The 20724-nt window shown below is 70.4% G+C and carries 19 protein-coding genes; 9 read left to right on the top strand and 10 right to left on the bottom strand.

The window, feature by feature from the left end:
* Positions 1-47: 47 nt before the first annotated feature.
* Positions 48-1331, bottom strand: a complete 1284-nt coding sequence (locus OG194_RS02755; protein ID WP_327399192.1) for an extracellular solute-binding protein — start codon at positions 1329-1331, stop codon at positions 48-50.
* A gap of 354 nt (positions 1332-1685) precedes the next feature.
* Entirely contained in the window at positions 1686-2039 is a 354-nt protein-coding gene (locus OG194_RS02750) for a hypothetical protein (protein ID WP_327399191.1), read from the bottom strand.
* Between the two features lie 166 nt (positions 2040-2205).
* Here OG194_RS02750 and OG194_RS02745 point away from each other — a divergent pair, with 166 nt between their 5' ends.
* Positions 2206-3432: a PP2C family protein-serine/threonine phosphatase gene (locus OG194_RS02745; RefSeq protein ID WP_327399190.1), complete on the top strand. Its 1227-nt coding sequence runs from the start codon at positions 2206-2208 to the stop codon at positions 3430-3432.
* 255 nt (positions 3433-3687) lie between these two features.
* Positions 3688-5115, top strand: a complete 1428-nt coding sequence (locus OG194_RS02740; RefSeq protein WP_327399189.1) for an alkaline phosphatase family protein — start codon at positions 3688-3690, stop codon at positions 5113-5115.
* A 640-nt stretch (positions 5116-5755) separates the two neighbouring features.
* Here OG194_RS02740 and OG194_RS02735 read toward each other — a convergent pair.
* Both OG194_RS02735 and OG194_RS02730 read right to left on the bottom strand, forming a co-directional pair.
* Complete coding sequence (locus OG194_RS02735) at positions 5756-6619, bottom strand: fructosamine kinase family protein (RefSeq protein ID WP_327399188.1); 864 nt, start codon at positions 6617-6619, stop codon at positions 5756-5758.
* A complete protein-coding gene (locus OG194_RS02730; RefSeq protein WP_327399187.1) occupies positions 6616-7167 on the bottom strand; it encodes an AAA family ATPase in 552 nt (183 codons plus the stop codon). Before OG194_RS02730 ends, OG194_RS02735 begins: the two co-directional genes overlap by 4 nt.
* A gap of 123 nt (positions 7168-7290) precedes the next feature.
* Between OG194_RS02730 and OG194_RS02725 the strand changes: the two genes are divergently transcribed.
* Positions 7291-8520 (top strand): PP2C family protein-serine/threonine phosphatase, encoded by a 1230-nt coding sequence (locus OG194_RS02725; protein ID WP_327399186.1) that lies wholly within the window; start codon positions 7291-7293, stop codon positions 8518-8520.
* A gap of 21 nt (positions 8521-8541) precedes the next feature.
* Here the strand turns inward: OG194_RS02725 and OG194_RS02720 are convergent, their stop codons facing one another.
* The 3 genes from OG194_RS02720 to OG194_RS02710 are packed head-to-tail and all read right to left on the bottom strand — an operon-like array spanning position 8542 to position 14150.
* Entirely contained in the window at positions 8542-11487 is a 2946-nt protein-coding gene (locus OG194_RS02720; protein ID WP_327399185.1) for a CHAT domain-containing protein, read from the bottom strand.
* Positions 11488-11490: 3 nt separating this feature from the next.
* Positions 11491-12756: a hypothetical protein gene (locus OG194_RS02715; RefSeq protein ID WP_327399184.1), complete on the bottom strand. Its 1266-nt coding sequence runs from the start codon at positions 12754-12756 to the stop codon at positions 11491-11493.
* A complete protein-coding gene (locus OG194_RS02710; RefSeq protein WP_327399183.1) occupies positions 12756-14150 on the bottom strand; it encodes a hypothetical protein in 1395 nt (464 codons plus the stop codon). Before OG194_RS02710 ends, OG194_RS02715 begins: the two co-directional genes overlap by 1 nt.
* A 126-nt stretch (positions 14151-14276) precedes the next feature.
* On the opposite strand from OG194_RS02710, the gene OG194_RS02705 reads away from it, so the two are divergent.
* The 4 genes from OG194_RS02705 to OG194_RS02690 are packed head-to-tail and all read left to right on the top strand — an operon-like array spanning position 14277 to position 16764.
* Positions 14277-14699 (top strand): hypothetical protein, encoded by a 423-nt coding sequence (locus OG194_RS02705; RefSeq protein WP_327399182.1) that lies wholly within the window; start codon positions 14277-14279, stop codon positions 14697-14699.
* Positions 14696-14977, top strand: coding sequence for a hypothetical protein (locus OG194_RS02700; RefSeq protein WP_327399181.1), 282 nt, complete (start codon positions 14696-14698; stop codon positions 14975-14977). Before OG194_RS02705 ends, OG194_RS02700 begins: the two co-directional genes overlap by 4 nt.
* A 15-nt stretch (positions 14978-14992) precedes the next feature.
* The gene (locus OG194_RS02695; protein WP_327399180.1) at positions 14993-15325 is read left to right on the top strand and encodes a hypothetical protein; all 333 of its coding nucleotides are present in this window, start codon (positions 14993-14995) and stop codon (positions 15323-15325) included.
* 56 nt (positions 15326-15381) lie between these two features.
* Positions 15382-16764, top strand: coding sequence for a hypothetical protein (locus tag OG194_RS02690; protein ID WP_327399179.1), 1383 nt, complete (start codon positions 15382-15384; stop codon positions 16762-16764).
* On the opposite strand, the gene OG194_RS02685 is transcribed toward OG194_RS02690, so the two are convergent.
* Positions 16761-17180 (bottom strand): nitroreductase/quinone reductase family protein, encoded by a 420-nt coding sequence (locus OG194_RS02685; RefSeq protein WP_327399178.1) that lies wholly within the window; start codon positions 17178-17180, stop codon positions 16761-16763. The genes OG194_RS02690 and OG194_RS02685 overlap by 4 nt on opposite strands.
* A 76-nt stretch (positions 17181-17256) precedes the next feature.
* The gene (locus OG194_RS02680; RefSeq protein ID WP_327399177.1) at positions 17257-17952 is read right to left on the bottom strand and encodes a PASTA domain-containing protein; all 696 of its coding nucleotides are present in this window, start codon (positions 17950-17952) and stop codon (positions 17257-17259) included.
* 119 nt (positions 17953-18071) lie between these two features.
* Between OG194_RS02680 and OG194_RS02675 the strand changes: the two genes are divergently transcribed.
* Positions 18072-18590 carry a proline dehydrogenase gene (locus tag OG194_RS02675; protein ID WP_327399176.1) on the top strand — a complete coding sequence of 173 codons (519 nt, stop codon included), beginning with the start codon at positions 18072-18074 and terminating at the stop codon, positions 18588-18590.
* Positions 18591-18597: 7 nt separating this feature from the next.
* Here OG194_RS02675 and OG194_RS02670 read toward each other — a convergent pair whose 3' ends face one another.
* Complete coding sequence (locus OG194_RS02670) at positions 18598-19833, bottom strand: alpha/beta hydrolase (RefSeq protein ID WP_327399175.1); 1236 nt, start codon at positions 19831-19833, stop codon at positions 18598-18600.
* A gap of 169 nt (positions 19834-20002) precedes the next feature.
* Between OG194_RS02670 and OG194_RS02665 the strand changes: the two genes are divergently transcribed.
* Positions 20003-20647 (top strand): TetR/AcrR family transcriptional regulator, encoded by a 645-nt coding sequence (locus OG194_RS02665; RefSeq protein WP_327399174.1) that lies wholly within the window; start codon positions 20003-20005, stop codon positions 20645-20647.
* Positions 20648-20724: the final 77 nt, after the last annotated feature.

Genomic DNA, 20724 nt, shown 5'->3' with positions numbered 1-20724 from the left:
GAGGAGGCCGCTCCCTCCTCTCCGGCGTACGGGGGTGGTGGTGATGGTCACGACCCCGCCTTGCTCATGTTCACTCCGAACTCCGCGGGCGCGATCTGCCGCAGGAACGACTTGTCGGTGTTGGTCAGCAGCGGGTCGGCCTGGTCGGACGGCAGCGCCTGGTCCCACGAGAGCTGGAAACTCGGGGCCTTGTCCACCAGGTCGTACACGAACGTCAGCCACGCCTTGTCGGACGAGGACTTCACCGCGGCGAGCTTCGAGTCGAGGCCCTTGACCGGCGGGACGCTGCCCGAGGCGAGGTAGGCGTCGACCTGGGAGCCGTTGAGGACGTAGTTCTTCAGGTACGTGAGCGCGTCCGACTTGTTCTTGGACGACTTGTTCAGCGACAGGAAGTTCGACGGGTTGCCGACGATGTTCGACGCGCTGCCCGCGCCGTCGGTCAGGGCCGGGAACGCGGTGTAGCCCAGGTCGCCCTTCTTCAGGAAGTCGGGCGCGGCCTTCGCGATGTTGGCGTACTCCCAGGTGCCCATCACCTCCATGGCGGCCTTGCCCGTGTAGAGCAGCGCGGTCGAGGCGCCCTGGTCGTAGCTGACGGAGGAGGCGTTGTTCCCGAAGGCGCCGGCCTTGGCCAGGTCCTGGAGCTTCTGGTTGGCCTTGGTGACCGAGGCGTCCTTCCAGGCGGCGGCGTCACCGCCGGCGATGTTGCTGAACACACGGGAGCCGCCGGTACGGTCCAGCAGGTACTCCAGGTACATCAGCGTCGGCCACTTGGAGTTGGCCGCGAGGGAGAGCGGGGTCACGCCCTTGCCCTTGAGCTTCTTCACGGCCGCGAGCAGGTCGTCGTACGTCTTCGGGGGCTGGACGCCCGCGTCGGACAGCACCTTCTTGTTGTAGTAGAGGACCACCGGGGCGAGGCCGTTGACGGGCACGCCGTAGACCTTGCCGTCGAAGGTCGCGCTCTGCATCACGCTGTCGGTGTACCGGTCCGTGTTCACGTCCGACGTGTTCAGGACGTCGACCTTGCCGGCCTTGACGTAGTCGTTCAGGGCGCCGCCGCCCCAGTTGAAGAAGAGGTCCGGGGCCTGGTTCGCGCCGAAGGCCACCCGCAGCTTCTGCTTGTAGTCGTCGTTCGCGAACAGCCGCAGGGTGATCTTCGCGTCGGCGTGGTCCTTGTTGTACGCGTCCACCGACTGCTTGAGGATCAGCTGGTCGTTCAGTGCCCACATCGTCAGGCCCTTCGACGACGAGGTGCTGGACGGACCCGAGGACCCGCAGGCGGCAAGGCTCGCGGCGGCGGCCAGGGTGACCGCGGCTGCGACGGCGCGTCGCACTCTCGGGCTTCCGAGATGTCCGGTGACCGGGATTCCCCGCATGGTGTGCCTCTCTTCTTTCGGCATGCCGTAGGTGAGCAAGGCAGATCGAAAACGGAAACCGGCCCGAAAGGCTTTCGGATGCCTCACCGCGGGTCGCCTGCCTGCTGGCCGGGACACTGACACGGAATTCACACCCAGGACAAGCACGGGAAATTCCTCGGTTACGAAAGACTTTCGCGTGTCGGTCAGGGTGATGGCTCTTCGGTTGAGCGTGTCGGGTTCCTCGACGGCACCCGCTCGGGCAACTGGGTTGGCCGGACCCGCCAGTTGAACTCCCCGACCGGCTTCACGGAGCCTCGGCGCCCCGGAGGCTCACCGGAACTCGTGCACCACCCGGATCTCGCCGACGATGTGGGCGTTGAACTCGTCCAGCTCCTCGGCCGGCACCCACAGCTCCAGGATCGTCTTCCCACCCGCCTGCTGGACGGGGTACCGGGTCAGGAACTCCGAGTCCACCTCGAAGCGCGTCACGAAGCCGGCTCCGTCGTGCTTCACGTTCCAGTCCAGCGCGATCCGGATCGCGTAGCCCTCGTTGAGGACCGGGTAGAAGATCGGCTGCTCGGGCAGCCGGGGCGGCCAGGCGCGCCAATCGAGCGCCTTGACCAGGTCCAGCTCCTTGGGGCCGGTCGGGCGCCAGAGGGTGGTGGTCGGTCGCCGGTTCGTCATCGGAGTCGCTCTCTGCGCAGTGGACCAAGGGGTCGGATGGGACGGTATCGGCGCTATGGGCGCCCTGGCCACGGAGTTTCGCCCCCGGCCCGATGCCATCGCGCAACGGGTCGCTACCGTCCGAACGCCCGCGCGGGTGTTGGGATGGGGGCGGCAGAAAGGGGCCGTGGTGGACGGCGACGGGGTTGGTGGGTCAGAGGCGGGGGCGGCGGATCGGTTCGCGCTGGCCGAGCGGGCCGTGTCCGCGATCGGGTCGACGCTCGACGAGCGCAGGACGGCGGCGGAGTGTGCGGGGTTCCTCGTCGACGGGCTGTGCGACGCCGCGGCCGTGGACCTGTTCGCACAGGACGAGGCCCGCCCGGCACCGCACGGCATGCTGCACCCGATGGCGGCCGACGGCCGCAAGGAACTGCTGGACAGCCTGCGGACCGCGCCGCGCGAGGACGTCATGGTCCGCGCCCTGGACGCCGGCCACCCGATCACCACGTCCTTCACCACGAACGACCACGGTGTACTCGCGGCTCTGTCCGTGCCGCTGACCGCCTGGGGCAAGGCCTACGGCGCGCTCCTCGCGATCCGCGAGGGACGGTCGTTCGGCGACGAGGAGGCCGCCGCCGTGCACTACGCGGCACGGCTCACCGCGGCCCATCTGCACCACGCCGTCGAACACCACCGCCTGCGCACCACCGCCCTGAACCTGCAACAGGTCCTGCTCACCGAACCCAGCCGCCCCCACCCCAACGTCGAGATGGCCACCCGCTACCTCCCCGCGGGCACCGGCACCCTCGTCGGCGGCGACTGGTTCGAGGCCGTACGACTGCACTACGGCCGCACTCTCCTCGTCATCGGCGACGTCATGGGCCACGGCCTCGACGCGGCCGTCGACATGAACGCGTACCGCTCGATGCTGCGCTACGTCGCCTCCACCGACCTGCCGCCCCACCGCATCCTGCGCCAGATGGACACCGCCATGTCCGAGGAGCACAACCGCCGCCCCGCGACCTGCCTGCTCGCCCTCCTCGACCCGGACCGCGGTACCGCCGCCTTCTCCAGCGCGGGCCATCTGCCGCCCGCCGTCTTCCACCGTGACGGCGTCGGCGAACTGATCCCCGTCCCCGTCGGCCCACCCCTCGGCACGGGCCTCGCCGACTACGAGATGACCACGCTCGCCCTCACCCCCGAGGACACCCTGGTCATGTTCACCGACGGCCTGGTCGAGCGCCGCGGCGAGGACATCGACGTCTCCCTCGCCCGCCTGGCCCGACTCCGCCTGCACCCCGGCCAGGGTGTCTCCCGCCTCCTCGACGACATCGTGCTGCGCCTCCACGTCCAGGAGGCGGAGGACGACGTGGCCGCGATCGCCGCCCGGTTGCGCCCGAGAAACCCCGCTTAGGGACTTCGCGAACGGGAAGCACGTACGGCACCGGTGTCCCCGGCCGGGCCGGCTCATGTGTGCGCCAGCCGTCCCCCAAGGTTTGGCAACACCCGGGCAACGCGCGGATGTTGCCGGTCACGGCTTGGCCAACCCCTTTCCGCACGTTGGCCGCAAATTCATCGCACGCCCCTGACACCCCATACCGAGACGGGCGGAGAGTGGTCCGAGGTCTGGTCCACGAGATCCCTCGAAGGTCCTCAAGAAGGGGCAATCATGGCCGAGTTGACACGTCGCAGACTCCTGGGTTCCGCCGCGGGCGCGGTGGGCGGCGCCGCGGCACTCTCCCTCCTCCCGCCGAGCGTCCAGAAAGCCGTCGCCGCCGAACCGCCGAAGAACGGCTCGCTGCGCGACATCGAACACGTCGTCATGCTGATGCAGGAGAACCGGTCGTTCGACCACTACTTCGGCACCCTGTCCGGCGTTCGCGGATTCGCCGATCCGCACGCACGCAAACTCGACACCGGGCGCAGCGTCTTCTACCAGCCGGACGCGGTGAACCCGAAGGGCTACCTCCTCCCGTTCCACCTCGACACCCACACCTCCAGCGCGCAGGCCATCCCGTCCACCAGCCACGCCTGGTCGGTCCAGCACCAGGCCTGGAACAACGGCAAGATGGACCAGTGGCTGCCGGCCCACCGCGCGGCCGACGGTGTCAACGGCCCCTACGTGATGGGCTATTACACGCGCGAGGACATCCCGTTCCAGTTCGCGCTCGCCGAGACCTTCACCATCTGCGACAACTACTTCTGCTCGGTGTTCGGCCCGACCTGGCCCAACCGGCTGATGTGGATGACCGGTTCGATCGACCCGGGCGGTACGCAGGGCGGACCGATCATCAGCAACGCCGCGCCGACGCCGTACCGTTGGACGACGTACGCGGAGCGCCTCCAGGACGCCGGTGTCAGCTGGAAGGTTTACCAGGAGGAGGACGACTACGGCACCAACATGCTGGAGCAGTTCGCCTCGTTCAAGAACGCCCAGCCCGGCTCCGACCTGTACGAGCGGGGTGTACGCCCGCAGCCGCACGGCACGTTCGAGGACGACGCCCGCAACGACCGGCTGCCGACGGTGTCGTGGATCTGCCCCACGAGCTACCAGTCCGAGCACCCGGACTACCTCCCGGCCGCCGGCGCCGACTACGTCGCGTCGAAGATCGAGGCGATCGCGTCGAACCCGAAGGTGTGGCGCAAGACCGCGTTCATCCTCAACTACGACGAGAACGACGGCCTGTTCGACCACGTCGTCCCGCCGACTCCGCCCGCGGGTACGGCGAACGAGTTCATCCAGGGCCTGCCGATCGGCGGCGGCTTCCGCGTCCCCGCCATCATCATCTCGCCCTGGACCGTGGGTGGTTGGGTGGCCTCGGAGGCCTTCGACCACACATCGGCATTGCAGTTCCTGGAGCGCTTCACCGGCGTCGAGGAGCCGAACGTCACCGACTGGCGCCGTGACACCTTCGGCGACTTCACCTCCGCGTTCCGCTTCCGCGACGCCCGCCCGCGCTCGCCCCGCCTGCCCGACGACACGGCCGAGCAGCTGGAGAAGGCGAAGGAGGAAGTGGCGACACTTCCGAAGCCCACCCTCCCGGGCGCGGACCAGAAGTTCCCGCACCAGGAACGGGGCCGCCGCCCGCACGTCTGACCAGCCTCACGTGGTGAGCGGCCCTGACCTGTGTCGTCCGGCCAGGGCCGCCCACGCGGCTGAGGTGGTCCGGCTGGGCGTGGCCGGGACCGAGCATCGCGATGTGCACCAGCACCGTCTGACCTGGACCGTTGTTCCGGGCGGCCTCGCCCGTGGCCCTTCGGGCAGGGTCGCCCGCGCGGCAGGGGGGTGGGCTCGGTGTAGCAGGAGCTGAACAGCGCGACGTGCACCGGCTGCGTCTGACCTGGGCCGTTGTTCCGGGCGGCCTCGTCCGTTGTCATTCGGGCGGGGCCGCCCGTGCGGCTGGGATGGTCCGCTGGGCGTGGCCGGGGCCGGGTATCGCGATGTGCACCAGCACCGTCTGACCTGGACCGTTGTTCCGGGCGGCCTCGCCCGTGGCCCTTCGGGCAGGGTGGCCCGCGCGGCAGGGGGGTGGGCTCGGTGTAGCAGGGGCTGAACGGCGCGGTGTGTGCCGGCAGTGTCTGTTCTGGGCTGTGGTGCTGGGCGGTCTCGTCTGTTGTCATTCGGCGAGGACCGCTCGCGCGGCTGAGACGGTCCGCTCGGCCTGGCCGCGGCGAACGGCACGACGTGCACCGGCAGCGTCTGACCTGGATCCCGTGACGGGCGGCCCCGCCCGGCATCATCCGGCCAGAGCCGCCCGCGCCACCGACAGCGCCTGCTCCGCATAGCCGCGACCGAACAGCACCACATGCACCAGCAGCGGAAACAACTGGTGCAGCCCGATGCGGTCGGCCCAGCCCGGGGCGAGTGGTGCGGCTTCCTGATAGCCGGACAGCACCTCGGACAGGTGTGGGCAGCCGAAGAGGTGCAGCATCGCCAGGTCGGTCTCCCGGTGCCCGCCGTGCGCGGCCGGATCGACGAGCCGGACGTGTCCGTCGGCGCCCCAGAGCACGTTCCCGTCCCACAGGTCGCCGTGCAGCCGCGCGGGTGGCTCGGCGGGACCGGCGAGTTGGGGCAACCGCTCGCAGACGCGCTCCACGACCGTCGCCTCGGCGGGCCGCAAGGTGCCCGCGTCGACCGCGCGGCGCACATACGGCAACACCCGTTGCCCGGCATACCAGTTGGGCCACTCGGCGGCGGGCACGTTGCGCATCGGGGCGAGCCCGATGTACGCGTCCGTCGGGCCGCCGGGCGGCGGTGAACCGAAGGCCGGTGCGCCGGAGGCGTGCAGGGTGGCCAGGTCACGGCCGAACCGGACGGCGGCCCGTGCACTCGGGGGGCCGGTGTGGACGTGGTCGGTGACCAGCCAGTGCTCGTCCACCCCGCGCACGGCGGGCACACGGACCGTGCCGGCGTCCGCCAGCCAGCGCAGCCCCGCCGCCTCGGCCCGCACCGCGCCGGGAGCCGTATCGCCCTTGACGATCACCAACTGCCCACCGTCGAGCATGACTTCGGTGACCGCCCCGGACAGCGGACGCTCACCGGCCACCGTGCACCCGGTGAGCCGGGCCGCCGCCGTACCCGGAGTCCCGCTCTCGATCACGGGGCCAGCGTACGGCCGGTCAACGAGTCCCCGACCCACAAGCCGGACTCGTGCAGTACTCGGTCGACCGTCCCCTCCAGCGGGCTCGTCGCCGGGATCACCGTCTCGACGCCGCCGGGCAGCAGGTCCAACGGCCGGTACCACTCGCGGAGTTGATGCTCGGTGACGTCGTCTGCGATGGGCTTCGTGGCATGCCGGGCCAGAGTTTCCTCGAACAGTACGTCGAGGTAGTAGCAGTGCGTGCGGCCCGGGTGGTCGGCGAGCAGGCCCGCCAGCATCTCGCCGTAGTGGGCGAGGTAGAGGATGCCTTCCAGCACGGTGTGGAAACCGTTCGCCAGCGCGTGCCGGACGGTCAGGTCGATCAGGCCGATGTTCGCGCCGCCGGGGATGTCCCGCTCGCGCAGCACCTCGCGCCGGAGGACGTCCTGACGGACCAGGGCGATACCGCGGCCGTACCGCTCACGCAGACCGGTGGCCACCGAGCTCTTGCCGGAGGCGCTGTTGCCGCGCACCACGATCAGTCGGGTGGCGGAGGAGGGCGTTGTCACCGGAGCACCCTACCCACCGGGTGGCACTGAGTGACCGGGTGACCGCAAAGTGCCTCCTGAGACACACCCGGTCTGCTTATATCGTGGGAAAATGGTGTGATAGCGGCGATTGGTGGCAGGGCCATGACGGACGCGGAGATCGACTACGCGGCGGTGTTCCAGGGGCTGCCCGGCATGGTGGCCCTGCTGACCCCCGACCTGGTGTACGCGGACGCCAACGAGGAATTCCTGCGCATGTCCGGCCGCACCCGCGAGCAGGTCGTCGGCCGCTTCCTCTTCGACGTCTTCCCCGACAACCCGAACGACCCCGCCGCCACCGGCATGCGCAACCTGGAGGCCTCCCTGCGCCGCGTCCTGTCCACCGGCGAACGCGACACCATGGCCCTCCAGCGCTACGACGTGGAGTCGACGGCGTGCCCCGGGCAGTGGGACCAGCGCTACTGGAGCCCGGTCAACGCCCCCGTGCTCGACCCCGGCGGCAAGGTCGTCCTCCTCGTCCACCGGGTCGAGGAGGTCACCGAGCTGATCCGGGCCCGCGGCAACTCTGGCGGCAGCCGCACCCGAGTCCTGGAGGCCGAGCTGTACACCCGCGCCCGCGAACTCCAGGAGGTCAACGAACGCCTGCGCAGCGCCCACGCCCGCGAACGCGAGGTCGCCCTGGCCCTGCAAGAGGCGATGCTGCCCACCCGCCGCCAGGGCGCGGGCCACCAGATCGCCGTGCGCTACCGGCCCGCGGTCGGCTCCCTGAACGTCTGCGGCGACTGGTACGACGTCGTCGACCTGGTCGGCGGCAACCGTATCGGCGTCTCCGTCGGCGACATCGTCGGCCACGGCCTGGCCGCCGCCGGCGTCATGGGCCAGCTGCGCAGCGCCCTGAGCGCCACCTCCCGCGTCGCGGACGGCCCTGCCGAGGTCCTCGACGTCCTGGGCCGCTACGCCAACGTGGTCGACGGCGCCGAGTCCGCCACGGTGGTCACGACCTTCGTCGACTTCGACCGCAACACCATCACCTACAGCAGCGCCGGACACCCACCGCCCGTCCTGGTCCACCCCGACGGCCGCGTGGAATTCCTGGACCGTGCCACCGATCCGCCCCTTGACGCCCGCCCCGACCCGATGCCCCGACCGCAGGCCACCACCACGTTCTCCCTCGGCGCCACCCTGGCCCTCTACACCGACGGCCTGATCGAACGCCGCCGCGAGGACATCGACAAGGGCCTGGCCCGCCTCGCCGACTCCCTGGTCCACCACCGGAACGCCGACCCCGAGGCCCTCGCGGACGCCGTACTCCTCGAACTGCTCCCGCACGGCGGCGCCACCGACGACACGGCCCTGATCATCGTGCGGCTCTGACGCGTCGTAGGGCGATCCCGGTCATACGACGATGGAGGTCATCGCCGCCCACAGCAGCGGCGAGTGCTCGATACGGCCGTCCGCGCGCCAGCGGTCGAGCTGCTCGCGCTGCCAGCCGCCGAGGCTCCGCACGGGGTCGTCGTCCTCGTGAGCCGTGTCCACGGCGACGATCGCCTCCGACAACGGCCGTACGGACTGGGGTAGTTGGGCCAGCCGGTGGAACGCGAAGCTGGTCGGCAGCACCCAGCGCGTGGCGGTCACGAGTTCGGCCCCGTTGTACAGCATCGCCGTCGCCAGGCCGAACGACTCGGCGAACCGGAGATCGCCGCCGCTCTCGCAGCCGATGAGGGCGACACGGGGTGGCGCGGGCCAGATCCGTGCGCCCGGTTCGCCGTCCGCGCGCAGGGGGAGCGAGCCCAGCAGCAAGTCCTTGGCGGAGAGCGGCCGGTGGGTGCGGAGCGGCTCGGCGAGGCCGGAGGCGCCCGCGGCGCAGCACAGGTGCAGGGTGCCGTCCTCGCTCTGCCCGCCCTCGACCGGAGCACCGCTCACATGCCCGACGTACATCAGCCTGCGGGCGCCCTTGCGGAGCACCCCGCTGAGCCAGTCCCGGTCCAGGTCCGTGCGACGGAAGGCCTCCGCGGGTGTCGCGACGGAGGGCACGACGGCGCCCGCGTCGAGACGGGCCTGGACCAGCGACAGCAACTCCGGGTCGGAGCCCGGCGGTCCCAGGACCGAGCCGAGCGGGGAGTCGGCGCGGAAGCCGGGGACGCGGGGGTCCAGGACGAGAACGACCGGCCCGGTGTCGGTGTTCCGCCTTGTTGCGGGCGCCGGTCTGCGTGGCCGCAACGACGCCGGTGCGGTGGTCACGACGTCCGCCAGGTCGATGAGCCGTACGTCGGTCCCGTCGTCGACGGCGAGCAGTTCCCAGGGGACCTGGGCGACCCGGGGCGAGGGCTGGATCCGTACGAGGGGACGGCCCGCCCGATCCGCCACCTGGCGTATCTGCGCGGTCAGTTGCTCAGGCCACAGGGCCTCGGCCAGAGTTCGCGCGAGCCGGCGCTCGCTTCCGTGCTCGGCCAGCGCGCCCGAGTCGAACGCCCGCCGTATGCCCTCCGCACCGTCCCCCGCTCCTGGCAGCGCGTCGGTCAACTCCCGTACGGCTTGGTCGACTTCGGTGCCGGGCCCTTGGCCGGTGCCGAAGCCCCGGGCCCCGCCCGCCCACGTCCAGGTCATGAACAGGTCGCCGGCGTCGGCCAGTCGGACCTGGACCACCGGTCGGCTCGTCAGGTCGTCGGTGATCCAGAACGGCACCGCCTCCTCGTGCGCGATCCGCCGGTGATAGCGGAACTCGGCCGCCGCGATGTACTCCTGGAGCGCGACACGGCCCGGGCCCGACTGCGCCGACATCCGCACCTTCGGCGGCGGCGCGACCCGCAGGCCGACCGAGACGGCTGCCTCCGCCGCGACACCGTCGAGCGTCATCGTGCCCTCGGCGTGCTCGTGTCGGGCGTACGACTTCATGGCCGCACTCGGGAAGACCCCCGCGGGCTCTTCGACCGGCTCGGTGGTGGGCGGCGTACGGTCCAGGGCCAACGAGGCGCCCGCGCAACGGTGTTCCGCCAGTTCGAAGAGCAGGCCCTGGTCCTGCCGACGGACCGCGAGACGGAACACCAACTGCATTGCCTCGTCGGCGAGTTCGAGCCACTGGCTGCGGGCGTGGGCGGTCGCGAAGTCGTAGCGCGCCGCCTCCAGGGCCAACGCGGCGGGCAGGGCGAAGGAGAGCGCGGTGTCGATGGACTCCCGCTCGTGATCGCCGTGATCCGTCCGGTTGAGGTTGTCCTCAAGGGTGCGGGCGAGCATGAGGTCGACCTGCGCGCACCGCTCGTAGATCTCCCGCTCCTGGTACACGTCCCGGGCTTCCTGGGCCAGCCGCTTCATCTCGTCGATGTCGCCCCGGTCGTACGCGTGTTGGGCGCCCAGCAGCATGGTGTCGGCGGCGGCGATCGAGGCGCCGAGCCGCTCGAACCGGGACAGGCTCGCGGCCAGCAGGTCCTCCGCGCCGATGGCGTCGCCGCGCCGACCGGCGAGAAAGGCGCGGGCCTGCTCGCAGACCGCGAGGTCGCCGAACCACCGCTGCCGCTCGAAGAACGCGGACGCCTCCGCGAACAGCCGCTCCGCGAGGTCGAGTTCGCCTCGATGCATCGCCGCGTAGGCCCGGTGCGCGAGCAGTGTCCGCTGCCCGCCAGTGTCGCCGATGGCCTGGAAGCGATCCTCCGCGCGGGCGAAGTAGTCCTCGGCGGGGTCGAACCGCCCGGTCGAGGAGCAGATCAGTCCGAGGGCGACCAGGAGCCGCGGGAAGGTCTCCACCGCGGTGGTCGGCGTGGTCGAGAGCAGCGCCGACGCCTGATCCTCGGCCGCTCCCCACTCACCTCGGTCCATCAACAAGTGCACGCGGTTCAGGCCGAGTTCGGAGGTGCGCAGTCCGTCGGGGTCGTCGAACTCGGGCAGTCTGACCGCCGCTTCGTCGAGACAGGCCAGCGCCTCGTCCAGGCGCCCGGTCCTGCGCAGGAGGGCGGCTCCGGCGATCAGCGTCCGCAGCAGCATCTCCAGCCACAGTTGACGGCCGCGCGGCCCCATCGGTGCCGAGGCGATGTCGTCGAGCAGGGCACGGGACCGCTTGTTGGTGTCCTCCGCCCCGGCCAGATCCGTCGCGGCGAGGTGGACACTCGTGATGTCCGCCAGCAGATGCGCCCGCAGGAACCGCACGTCGGGGGAGTCCTCGATGGACTCGGCGAGGGTGAGCAACTCTTCGTAGACGGCGAGCGCGGCGGCGAGATCGGCGGCGAGCTGAAAGTGCTCGGCCTGGGCGAAGCCGCTGTCGAACGGCTCTCCGTAGAGGCGCGTCACTCCGTCGCCCGGGGTGCGGTCCACACCGTCGTCCACCGCGTTGTCCTCCTCGTCCGGCATCCGTCAGTAGTCCTCGTCAGTGGTGGCGGCGGCGATCTCGGCGAGGAACGGCCCGTAAGTGCCGTTGTGCGGGGGCAAGTTGTGCGCGTCAGGCTGTGTCGCTGCCGCGAGGCGTCGCCGGACCAGCGCGCGGATCGAATCGCGGTCGGCACCGCCTTCGGGACCGGGCCCCGGGTCGAACCCCGGTAGCAGCACGCCGAGTTCGATATGCGGGTCCGTCTCTCCGGCGGGGAGGTCCAGGTCAGCCCGGCCGGTCCACACGTCGACGCGCCTGGAGAGGGGTACCCGATTCCTGGGACCGTCGTTCACCCGGACCTCCGCCGCGAGGGGTACGGCGGTGACGGGCGCCGCGATGTGCGCGACGACCTCGACCTCGATCTGCCGTCGGGCGCCGAGTGCGCGGGCGGTCCAGGACACGGCGGTCTCGGAGGCGTCGACGAAGCCGGGCGGGTAGCGGCGCCAGTCGTTGGTACCCGAGCCCCGCGCGATCAACCGGCCGCCCGCGACGAGCGGTTCGCCCGCCGCAAGGGCGTGGTCGTCGCGTCGTACGAACAACGTGACGGGATCGACCGGGGAGCCGTCCGGACGACGGGGCCGATCCAGGGCCGACCGAAGGCGGCGCAGAGCCGGTCCGTCCAACCCGGCGCTGTCCGCCGCGTGGTCCACCGACCGCAGGACGTCTTCCAGTTGGCGTGCCGTGTCCGTCGACGGCGGTGTGGCGTGCCACCGCTGGATCAGCGGGTCGAGGGCGACTTGGTGATCCTCGATCAACTCGGCCACGCAGTCATCGGGTTGAGCACCCTCGTCGTCGAACAACTGCTGGCACTCGTGCGTGAGCGCGGCCAACTCCAGCCCGAGCAGGTCCGGTTGGAGCGCCGGAATCCCGTCCAGGTGCGACGCCGGCCACCACCGCGCAGCCCAGTGCCCGAAGCCGAGCCTGGCGGCGTGGCCCGCGAGGGGAGTCATGTCGGCAGGCACCCGAACAGCGGCCAACTCGCCCGCGGCACAGGCGTGCACGGCACCGGCGACGCGCTCGCCGTAGACCGCCCACAGCCATTGCTGTGCCCGAGCCGCGTCATGTATCTCCGCCACCGGAAGCACCGGGTCTCCGAGGGCGGGCCAGGTCAGAACGGCGCCCGCGACATCGAGAACCGCACGCGTGAAGTCGGGAGCGGCGGCAGGATCAGCAGCGGTGGCAGGATCGGCGGCGATGCGGATCGTGCCGTCATCACCGCGCACGACACGGACGTCGACGGGGCCCCGCGCCATCACGCACTCCTCGACTCGGCCGCCTCGGCCACGGCGGCGGGTGGTGGTGCCGAGGCCGTCAACGTCCGTAGCGCGGACCGGACTCGGGCGCGGTGGTCCATCATCACCGAGCGGGCGACCCCGTCCAGGACCGCCCAGGCCGACGCGGCATCCGCGAGCGGCGCGTCGCGGACGTCCCGCCCGTGCAACCGCACCCAGAGCCGACGCATGTAGGCGGTCCAGGGCGTACGGAGATCCTGGGCGAGGGCGTCCAGGACCCCGCCGTCGGGATCAGGGCGGGGCGATACGGTCATCCGACGGGCGCGCAGGACCGAAGCCTCCCTGCGCCAACGGCTGTTGACGGCTCGGTGCGCGGTTGTTCGGCCCGGCGCGGACTCCCCGATGCCCAACGGGTCGAGCCCGACCGCGAGTTGGCCGCCGAGCAGGACGGCGACGCGCAGAGTCTCGTCGTGCAGGCCGAGCGGAGCGCAACTGCGGCCGACCTCCCGCCCGACGAGTTCCGGCACGGTGAGCAACTCCTCGCGCCGGGCCGACGACTGGAGCACGACGAAGAGCCGCTCGAAGAGCGTGCGGTCCAGCGGCGCGGGCAACGTGGCCGTCGAGGCACTCCGACCGACCTGCGGGCGCGGCGGCAACTCCCGTTCGGTCAGGCCGAGATGGGCCGGAAGATCGTTTCGCTCCCATACCCCGCTCACGTGCGTCCACAGGGCCCGGCCGAGTAGCTCACCGAGTCCCGCCTCGACCATGGACGTGTACGCCGGTGAGTTCCGCGGCCCCTCCGCCCCACCGCAAGCCTCCAGAACCTCACCCGCCAGCGCGACCGCAGCGGCCGTATCGGCGGTCGGAGTCAGCAGGCGACCTTCCCACGCGATGCCCAACTCCACCTCTAGTCCGGCGTGTTGGGCTGTATCCGCCAGATACCGCTTCAGCGCGTCGACCGTACGGCCGCCGTCCGCGTCCGCGACGTCCTCGACGACGGCCCTGGCCAACGCGCCCGCGCTCGCGACGGCGCCGGGTTCCCCGTGCTCGGCGGCCAGTTCGAAGCACCGCTGGAAGTACAGATCCTGGGGGTTGCCCGCCACGACGCCCAGCGCCCGGCGGGTCCGTTTGAGCAGGGTGAACCACTGTGCCGTCGCGACAAGGCGCGTACCGGACTCCCGTATCAGCGCGTCGAGGCGTGCCGCGGGCTCCGGTGCGAGGAAGTCCGCCGCGAGTTCGGGGTGCAAGGTCGGCCTGAGGATCAACGGCAGGACGATCAGCTTGACCGTGCGGGTCAGCGGGGCGCCGCCGGGACCGCTCAGCGATTCCAGCCCCGGCCCGAGGGCGCGCCACGCGCCGTCGATGACCATGGCGCGCGGTCGGCGCGCGCCGGTCGGCTGGCTGGGAAGCGGCATGTCAGGAGCGTACGTGGTCCGAGATCGGGCGGGCGAACCTGGGATCGGTAGGCGACCGGAGCCGCCTAGCGTCCACCGGGACAGCGGGAACCACGGGAATCCACCCCGACCAGAAGGAGCACCGCCATGGGAATCTTCGGGCGTCGCAAGAGCCGCGAGGAGCGGGCCGCCGAGATCGCGGGCCAGGTGGCCAGCGGCAAGGGTTTCTACGGCCGTACGACCCGCGCGTTCCTCGGCAACGAGGACTTCGCCAGGGTCCAGCAGTCGGTCGGCGCGTACAACTCGGGCCTCGGAGTACAGCAGTTGCTCGCCGCGGGAGCGCCGACCACGACCGCCGTCGTCGTGTCGATCAGTGACACCGGCCAACTGGTCAACCACGACCCGGTGGTCGACCTGGTCGTCCAACCGACCGGGAGCACCGACCGGATCACCCTCCACACCATCGTCTCCAAGCTGCGGATACCCCGCGCCGGCGACCAGGTCCTGCTGGTGGCCGACCCCGCGCATCCCGGGAGCTACCTCTACGCCGGAGACGGCGTCGCACCGTGACCCGGACACCGTTCTCCGCAGTGCCGCTGACCGACTCCACCATGCTTGCCTTCGACGGCACCGTGCTGGAGGTCTTCGGCGAGATCGACGCCGGCCGGTACCACATCTGGGAGCAGCCCCGCCTGGAGTTCCGCCCCGGCCGCAGCCGCCTCCTGGTGATCCGCACCCGCCCCAACAGACGACGCCAGAGCGTCTTCTACGACCCACCTCGCCGCGCCGGCCTGCAAGCCCTGGCGGAGCGACTGGAGCGGAGCGGGGCCGGGGTTTCGGAGCTCTGATACACCATCTCCGCCGTGATGGTCGTGTGCGGCCCGGTCACGCTGGGCTTCGCGGTGGTCTTCGGTCCCGTGGGCCTGGGGCTCTGGGGCAACACGGCCGTCAGCCGGGAGGAGAACCGGCGGCTCGACGCTGTCGGGGTCCCGGCGGTCGCCGAGATCACCGACCTGACCGACTTCGAAGGGGACGGAGAGAGTTCCGGCGTCGAGGTGGGTCTGCGCGTCAGCGGGCCGGGACTGCGGGCATTCGAGGCGACCTGGAGACGTACGAACCATCCCGGCCTGCGTGTCGGCCGTCGGCTCGCGGCCGTGGTGGACGCGTCGGGCGGGCGGTTCCGTGTCGAGTTGTGAGCGAGTGCGGAGAGCCAGTGCATTGATCGAGCGACTGCATGGAGGAGGAAGGGCAAATGCGCAGTCATACCAGTGTGTTCACGGGCAATTGTCTGTTCATCGCGGTCTGCTGTTCGGCGGCCCCGTTCTTCCTCGCCGTCGGGTACTCGGCCTGGAGCGAATACCCCGGTTGGCACTGGCCGGCGATCCTGTTCGCCTTCGGGCTGGTCGGTACCGTCATGATCCCCGTCCTGGCGATCACCAGCACGCGCCAGGAATTTCCCCGGATCACGCGCAGACACCCGGTGAAGGGCGAGAGCCACCGGTACCCCGACGACACCTTCGTGATGTTCGCGCCCCGCTCCGAACAGAGCTCGACGCAGGCGCAGTTGGTGCGGGCCGACGTACTGGAGGCGTCACTGGCCCGGTACAACCCCGACGGCGAGTCGACCTTCACGACCCACTACGGCAACTACACGCCCGACGAGTTCACGCCGCTCATCAGGCTCAGGTTGCGGGTGCACGACGCCGAGGAGACCGACGGGACCGGCGGGTTCGAGGTGACGGGGGAGTGGCGGGTGCCGTCCCTGTGCCTCTCGGCGATCACGGCGGGACGCCTGGTCGTCCTCGTCGGCGCCCCGGCCGCTCCGGGGGCTCAGCGAACCGTCACCCCCCACTGGCCGCGCAGCAACCTGCTCTCGGGCACAAGGACCTACCGGGTGATCGACCTCGAAGGCCGAACGTCCCAGGTGACACGGCGAGTTGGCCGCCAGCTCCAGCAGATGCGGATATCCCGGGAAGTCGGAGGCGTCGTCATGGCCGGCGACACAGTCGACCTCCGGCACCTGGACCCGCACACGGCCGCACGCTACGCCGACCTGGCCGACCGGGACCGCGCCGTCCCCGAGGAACAGGCGCCGGTGAGCGAACCGGGCGAGGAAGCACGCCGGCTCGCCGACCAACTCCCGGGCGAGAAGGCCGCGTTCGGCTCGGTCGGCCGACGCTGGTCGCGCCGGGGCGGTGTCCTGGTGCGCGGCCGCTTCCTGGAGATGCGCGCACGGACCACCTTCCAGGACCACGGCCCCGTCCTCGACACGGTCCTGCGCATCCAACCGGCCGACGGCACACCCCCGTTCGACGCCGCCCGGCGACTGACGGTACCGATGGACTACCTGACGGTCCTCCACCGCACCAAGGAGGTCGTCCTCATCGCCAGCCCCAACGGCGTCTCGTACGACGTCGATTGGGGCCGGAGCAGCCTTCTCGCGGGCGTCACCCCGGCCACGGTCGTCGCCCCCGACGGCCAGGGAATCCCGTTGTCGGGACGCCCCGACACCATCTGGGCCCTGATGAACTTGCTCGCGTCTCAAGGCGTTTCGGTCACGTCGCCCGTGCTGGACCTTCGCAAGCGGCGTATGGGCTCGGTGGCGAGTTTGGTGATGCGCGTGGTGAGCGGTTAGCGGAGGCTGCGAGAGCCGACGATCCGGAACGTGGGATGGTCGGCGGGGTCGGGGAGTTGGCGGAAGGTCTCGGCGACGGTGGGGAAGCGACCGAACCGTTCGAGGTAGACGGCGATCAACTGCGGACGCTCATCGGTCGGCACCTCGATCGCCTCGAACTCCTCGGTCACGCCCTTGCGTCGCAGCCGCCCGCTCTTCGCGACACGCAGGTTGCGGGACCACTCGGTGTTGCCGCGGGGCGCGATGAGATAACGCTCCCCGTCGTGTTCGAGGACGGCCACCGGCACACTCCGCAGGCGCCCACTGGTCCGCCCACGAACGCTCAGCGTGCTCAGCACCGATCGCGCGAAGAGCTTGGCCATCCGGTTGCCGATCACCCGTGCTCCCCAGGGCGGGGGCAGATAGGGGGCGCTCATGGGGACCTCCTTGAGGGGCTGTTGACATGTCTTCGGCCGAGCCGACCGGTCTCACCGGGCGGGCCGTCAAGTGCGGCTACGGACAGGACTCCCCGAACTTCACCGCGGAGAACTCAACCGGCTGCCCGCTCAGTTTCGTCCCGGCGGGCGGCTTCTGCGAGCACACCTGCCAGTTCGACTCCAGGAGTACGTAACGCCCTTTGCCGGAGGCGTCCTTGACCGTGATCGACGTACTGGAGCGGAGCGCGTCCCGGGCGGTGTTCACCGACTTTCCCTTGAAGTCCGGCATCGTTCCGCCGGCCGCGGTGGGCGCGGACCGGTCCTTCGCCGGGCAGGTCTCGTCCGACTTCACCGCGCCGAAGTCGAGTTGGGTGTCCGTGGACGTGGTCGTACCGGCCTTCAGGTTCTGGGAGCAGACCTTCCAGTCCCGGTCGAGGATCTGGTGGCGGTCGCGGCCGAGCGAGTCGTGGGACTTGAGGGTGTAGAAGCCCTGCTTCTGGGCGGCGTCCTGCGCGGACTGAAGACCCATGCCCACGAAGTCGGGGACGGTCCTGGTCTTGCCGCCGGTCTTGGCGTTGCTGCCCGTGCTGGTCGCGGTGGCGGTTGAACTACCGCCTGCACCAGTGGTGTTGTGGCAGGCGGTGCCGAGACCGCCGATGACGAGAACGCCCGCGGTGACTCCACCGATGAGCTTCCAGTCGCGCGTCTTCCTCGGAGGTGATCCGGCGGCCCTTGCCGGCTGACCTGGTGGCGTAAATACGGAGTTGGACACGGTACGCCCCTGATGTGTGGATGAAGGGACACTGTGTCAGACGCAGAGTCCCGGCCGCACGCTGCGTGACGAACCGTGACAGGTTTCCGGACGGTGTCCGGCGACGGCAGACTGGGCGGATGGACGCAGGACTCGCCGCGCTGCTGGGCGCCGCTGTCGGCTCCGTCGCCACTCTCGGCGCCGCGATCGTGAGCGGCCGGACACAGACACGGGCTCAGAACGACCAGTGGCGCCGTCAGCATCGCCGCGATGCCTACGCCGGCTACCTCGGCGCGCTCCATGACCGCGACATCGCCATGGACGCCGTACTCGACGCACTGCGTTCGGACGAACCCGAACTGCCCGATGTCGATGAGAAGATACGTCGCTTCATCGCCCTTGCCCGCGAGGTCCATCGCGCCGCCGAAGTCGTGATCCTCGAAGGACCGGACTCTCTCGTGAAAGTCATCGGGCGAGTCGCCGACGCCTCCAGCGGCCTCTCCGAAGTCATGCGGCGGATGGCCGACAACGCTCGCGCCGGGGATGTCACGCGCAGAGCCGAGGACGTGGCCCTTGCCGCCGAGCGAGAGCGAATCCTCTATCAGGAGGTCAGGGCCTTCCGGCTCGCCGCCCGTGGTGTCATCGGCAACACCGCCTGATTCTCGGCTACTTGAGGTGCCGACCCAGGAAGTCGACGATGTGGCCCAACGTCTCCTGGGTGGACCAGGGCAGGGAGGCCGAGGTGTCGCCGGTGAAGGACAGGTCGCCGTGGCCGGCGCCGGTGAGGACGTAGCGGGTGCTGTCGATTCCCTTGGCGCGCAGTGCCGTGTGGAGGTTCAGGGTTTCGCTGGGTGAGACCAGGTTGTCGGCGCTGCCGTGGAAGATGACGAAGGGTGCGGTCTTGGAAGTGATGTGGGTGCTCGGGTCGGCGGCCGCGACCTCGCTGGTGCGGTTGGCGATCGACTTCTTGGTGCCGGGGCCGTAGACCCATTGGGCGGCGTTGTTGCCCGCCGCGTAGTTGGCCTTCTGGGCCGCCGTGTCGTAGTCGGCCGCGAGCTTGGAGAGGTCGGCCGGGCCGAACTCGTCGACCACGCCCTGTACTTGGCTGCTCTGGCCCAGGTTGTCGCCCACGTCGAAGGACTTCTCGCCGTTGGTGGCGCCGGTCATCGCCGCCAGGTACCCGCCCGCGGACTGGCCCCACACGGCGACCTGGTCGGCGTCGATGGAGTACTGGTCCGCGTTGGCGCGTAGGTACCGGATCGCGGACTTCACGTCGGCGACGGCGCCCTTGTACGTGGCGCCGTCCTTGGTGGTGCGGTACTGGATGCTGGCCACGACGTACCCCTGATCAGCGACATAGGTGCGCTGATTCAGGTTGGCCGTGCGGTCCGCCATGACGAACCCGCCGCCGGTCAGGTAGATGACCAGGGGCTTCTTGCCCGACGTGGACGTGGGCACCTGGATGTCCAGCTTCAGGTCGCTCTTCCTACCGTTGGTGGTCGGCGAGGCGTACGTGATGTCGTGCGTGGTGGTGATCCCGGAGGCGGCGCACCGGATCTGGGCACCCTTGGGGTCGATCACCGTGCTGGTGCTGGTGTCCGACTTCTTGATGGTCTTGGCCACGGTGATGGCTCCCGCGTTGCCCGACGGCATTCCGGTGGGCGTCCCTGGGGGCGTTCCGGCACCGGCACCGGATGCGGTCGCGCCCGTAGAGCAGGCGGCCGTCTTCGCGCCGGGGCTGGATGTACCGGCGGCCGAGCTGCTGCCGCCCGAGGAGCAGGCGACCAGGGCCAGTCCCGCGGTGATGGTGACCGTGACGGCGGCGCCGCCCCTCCACCAGCCTGCCCGGGCCTTCCGTTGAGGTGCTGTGTTCTCTCCGCGCATGTCCATGCCCATGTCCATGTCTTCTTCTCCCGCTGACACAATGTGGTAAACGGAGATCGCATCTCCGTTTTGACTCTGTCACCGTAACATCAAACGGAGACGCCATCTCCGCTTTTGTTTCGGGAGTGATCGCGCCGGTACGATGAGCTGGACGATTGGGCATCATCCGGAAGGCGTGACGACTGGCATGGCGGAGCCCGCTGAACCCGGCAGACCGCCGTTGCGGCGCGATGCCGAGCTGAACCGCCGCCGCCTGATGACCGCCGCCCGCGAGGTGTTCCGTGACCGGGGCCTGGCCGCGACCCTCGACGACGTCGCCCGCCACGCGGGACTCGGGGTGGGGACGGCTTACCGGCACTTCTCCAACAAGGAAGAGCTCGTCGACGCGGTCTTCGAGGACATGATCGACCAGGTCGAGGCGTCCGCCCGGGAAGCCGCCGCCGATCCCGACCCGTGGCACGGACTGGCGTCCAGCCTGGAGAAGGTGTGTGAACTCCAGGCGCACGACCGGGGGTTGCGCGAGGTCATGCTCGGCACCGGCAAGGCCGCCCAGCGGCACGCCCTTGTCGACCGGCGGATCAAGCCCCTGGTCGATCCACTGATCGCCCGCGCCAAGGAGCAGGGGGCGCTGCGCCCCGACGTCGAGCACATGGATCTCCCGATGATCCAGCTGATGGTGGCCGCGGTCACCGACCAGACCGGAGAGCCCGACCTGTGGCGGCGCTACCTGCGCCTGCTGCTGGACGGCATGCGCACCCAGCCGGACGGGACGGAACCGCTGCCCCCGGCACCCGAGTTCCGCGGCATCGGACCGGACGTGTCCCCGGCGTAGGTCGAAAGGGGGCCGTAGGCAGGGCAGTTGAGCGACATGTACCGGCAACAGGCCGCCTGTGTCATCGGAGTTGCTGG

This window comes from Streptomyces sp. NBC_01288 (assembly GCF_035982055.1).
Classification (GTDB): domain Bacteria; phylum Actinomycetota; class Actinomycetes; order Streptomycetales; family Streptomycetaceae; genus Streptomyces.
This window is presented reverse-complemented; position numbering and strand designations above follow the sequence as displayed.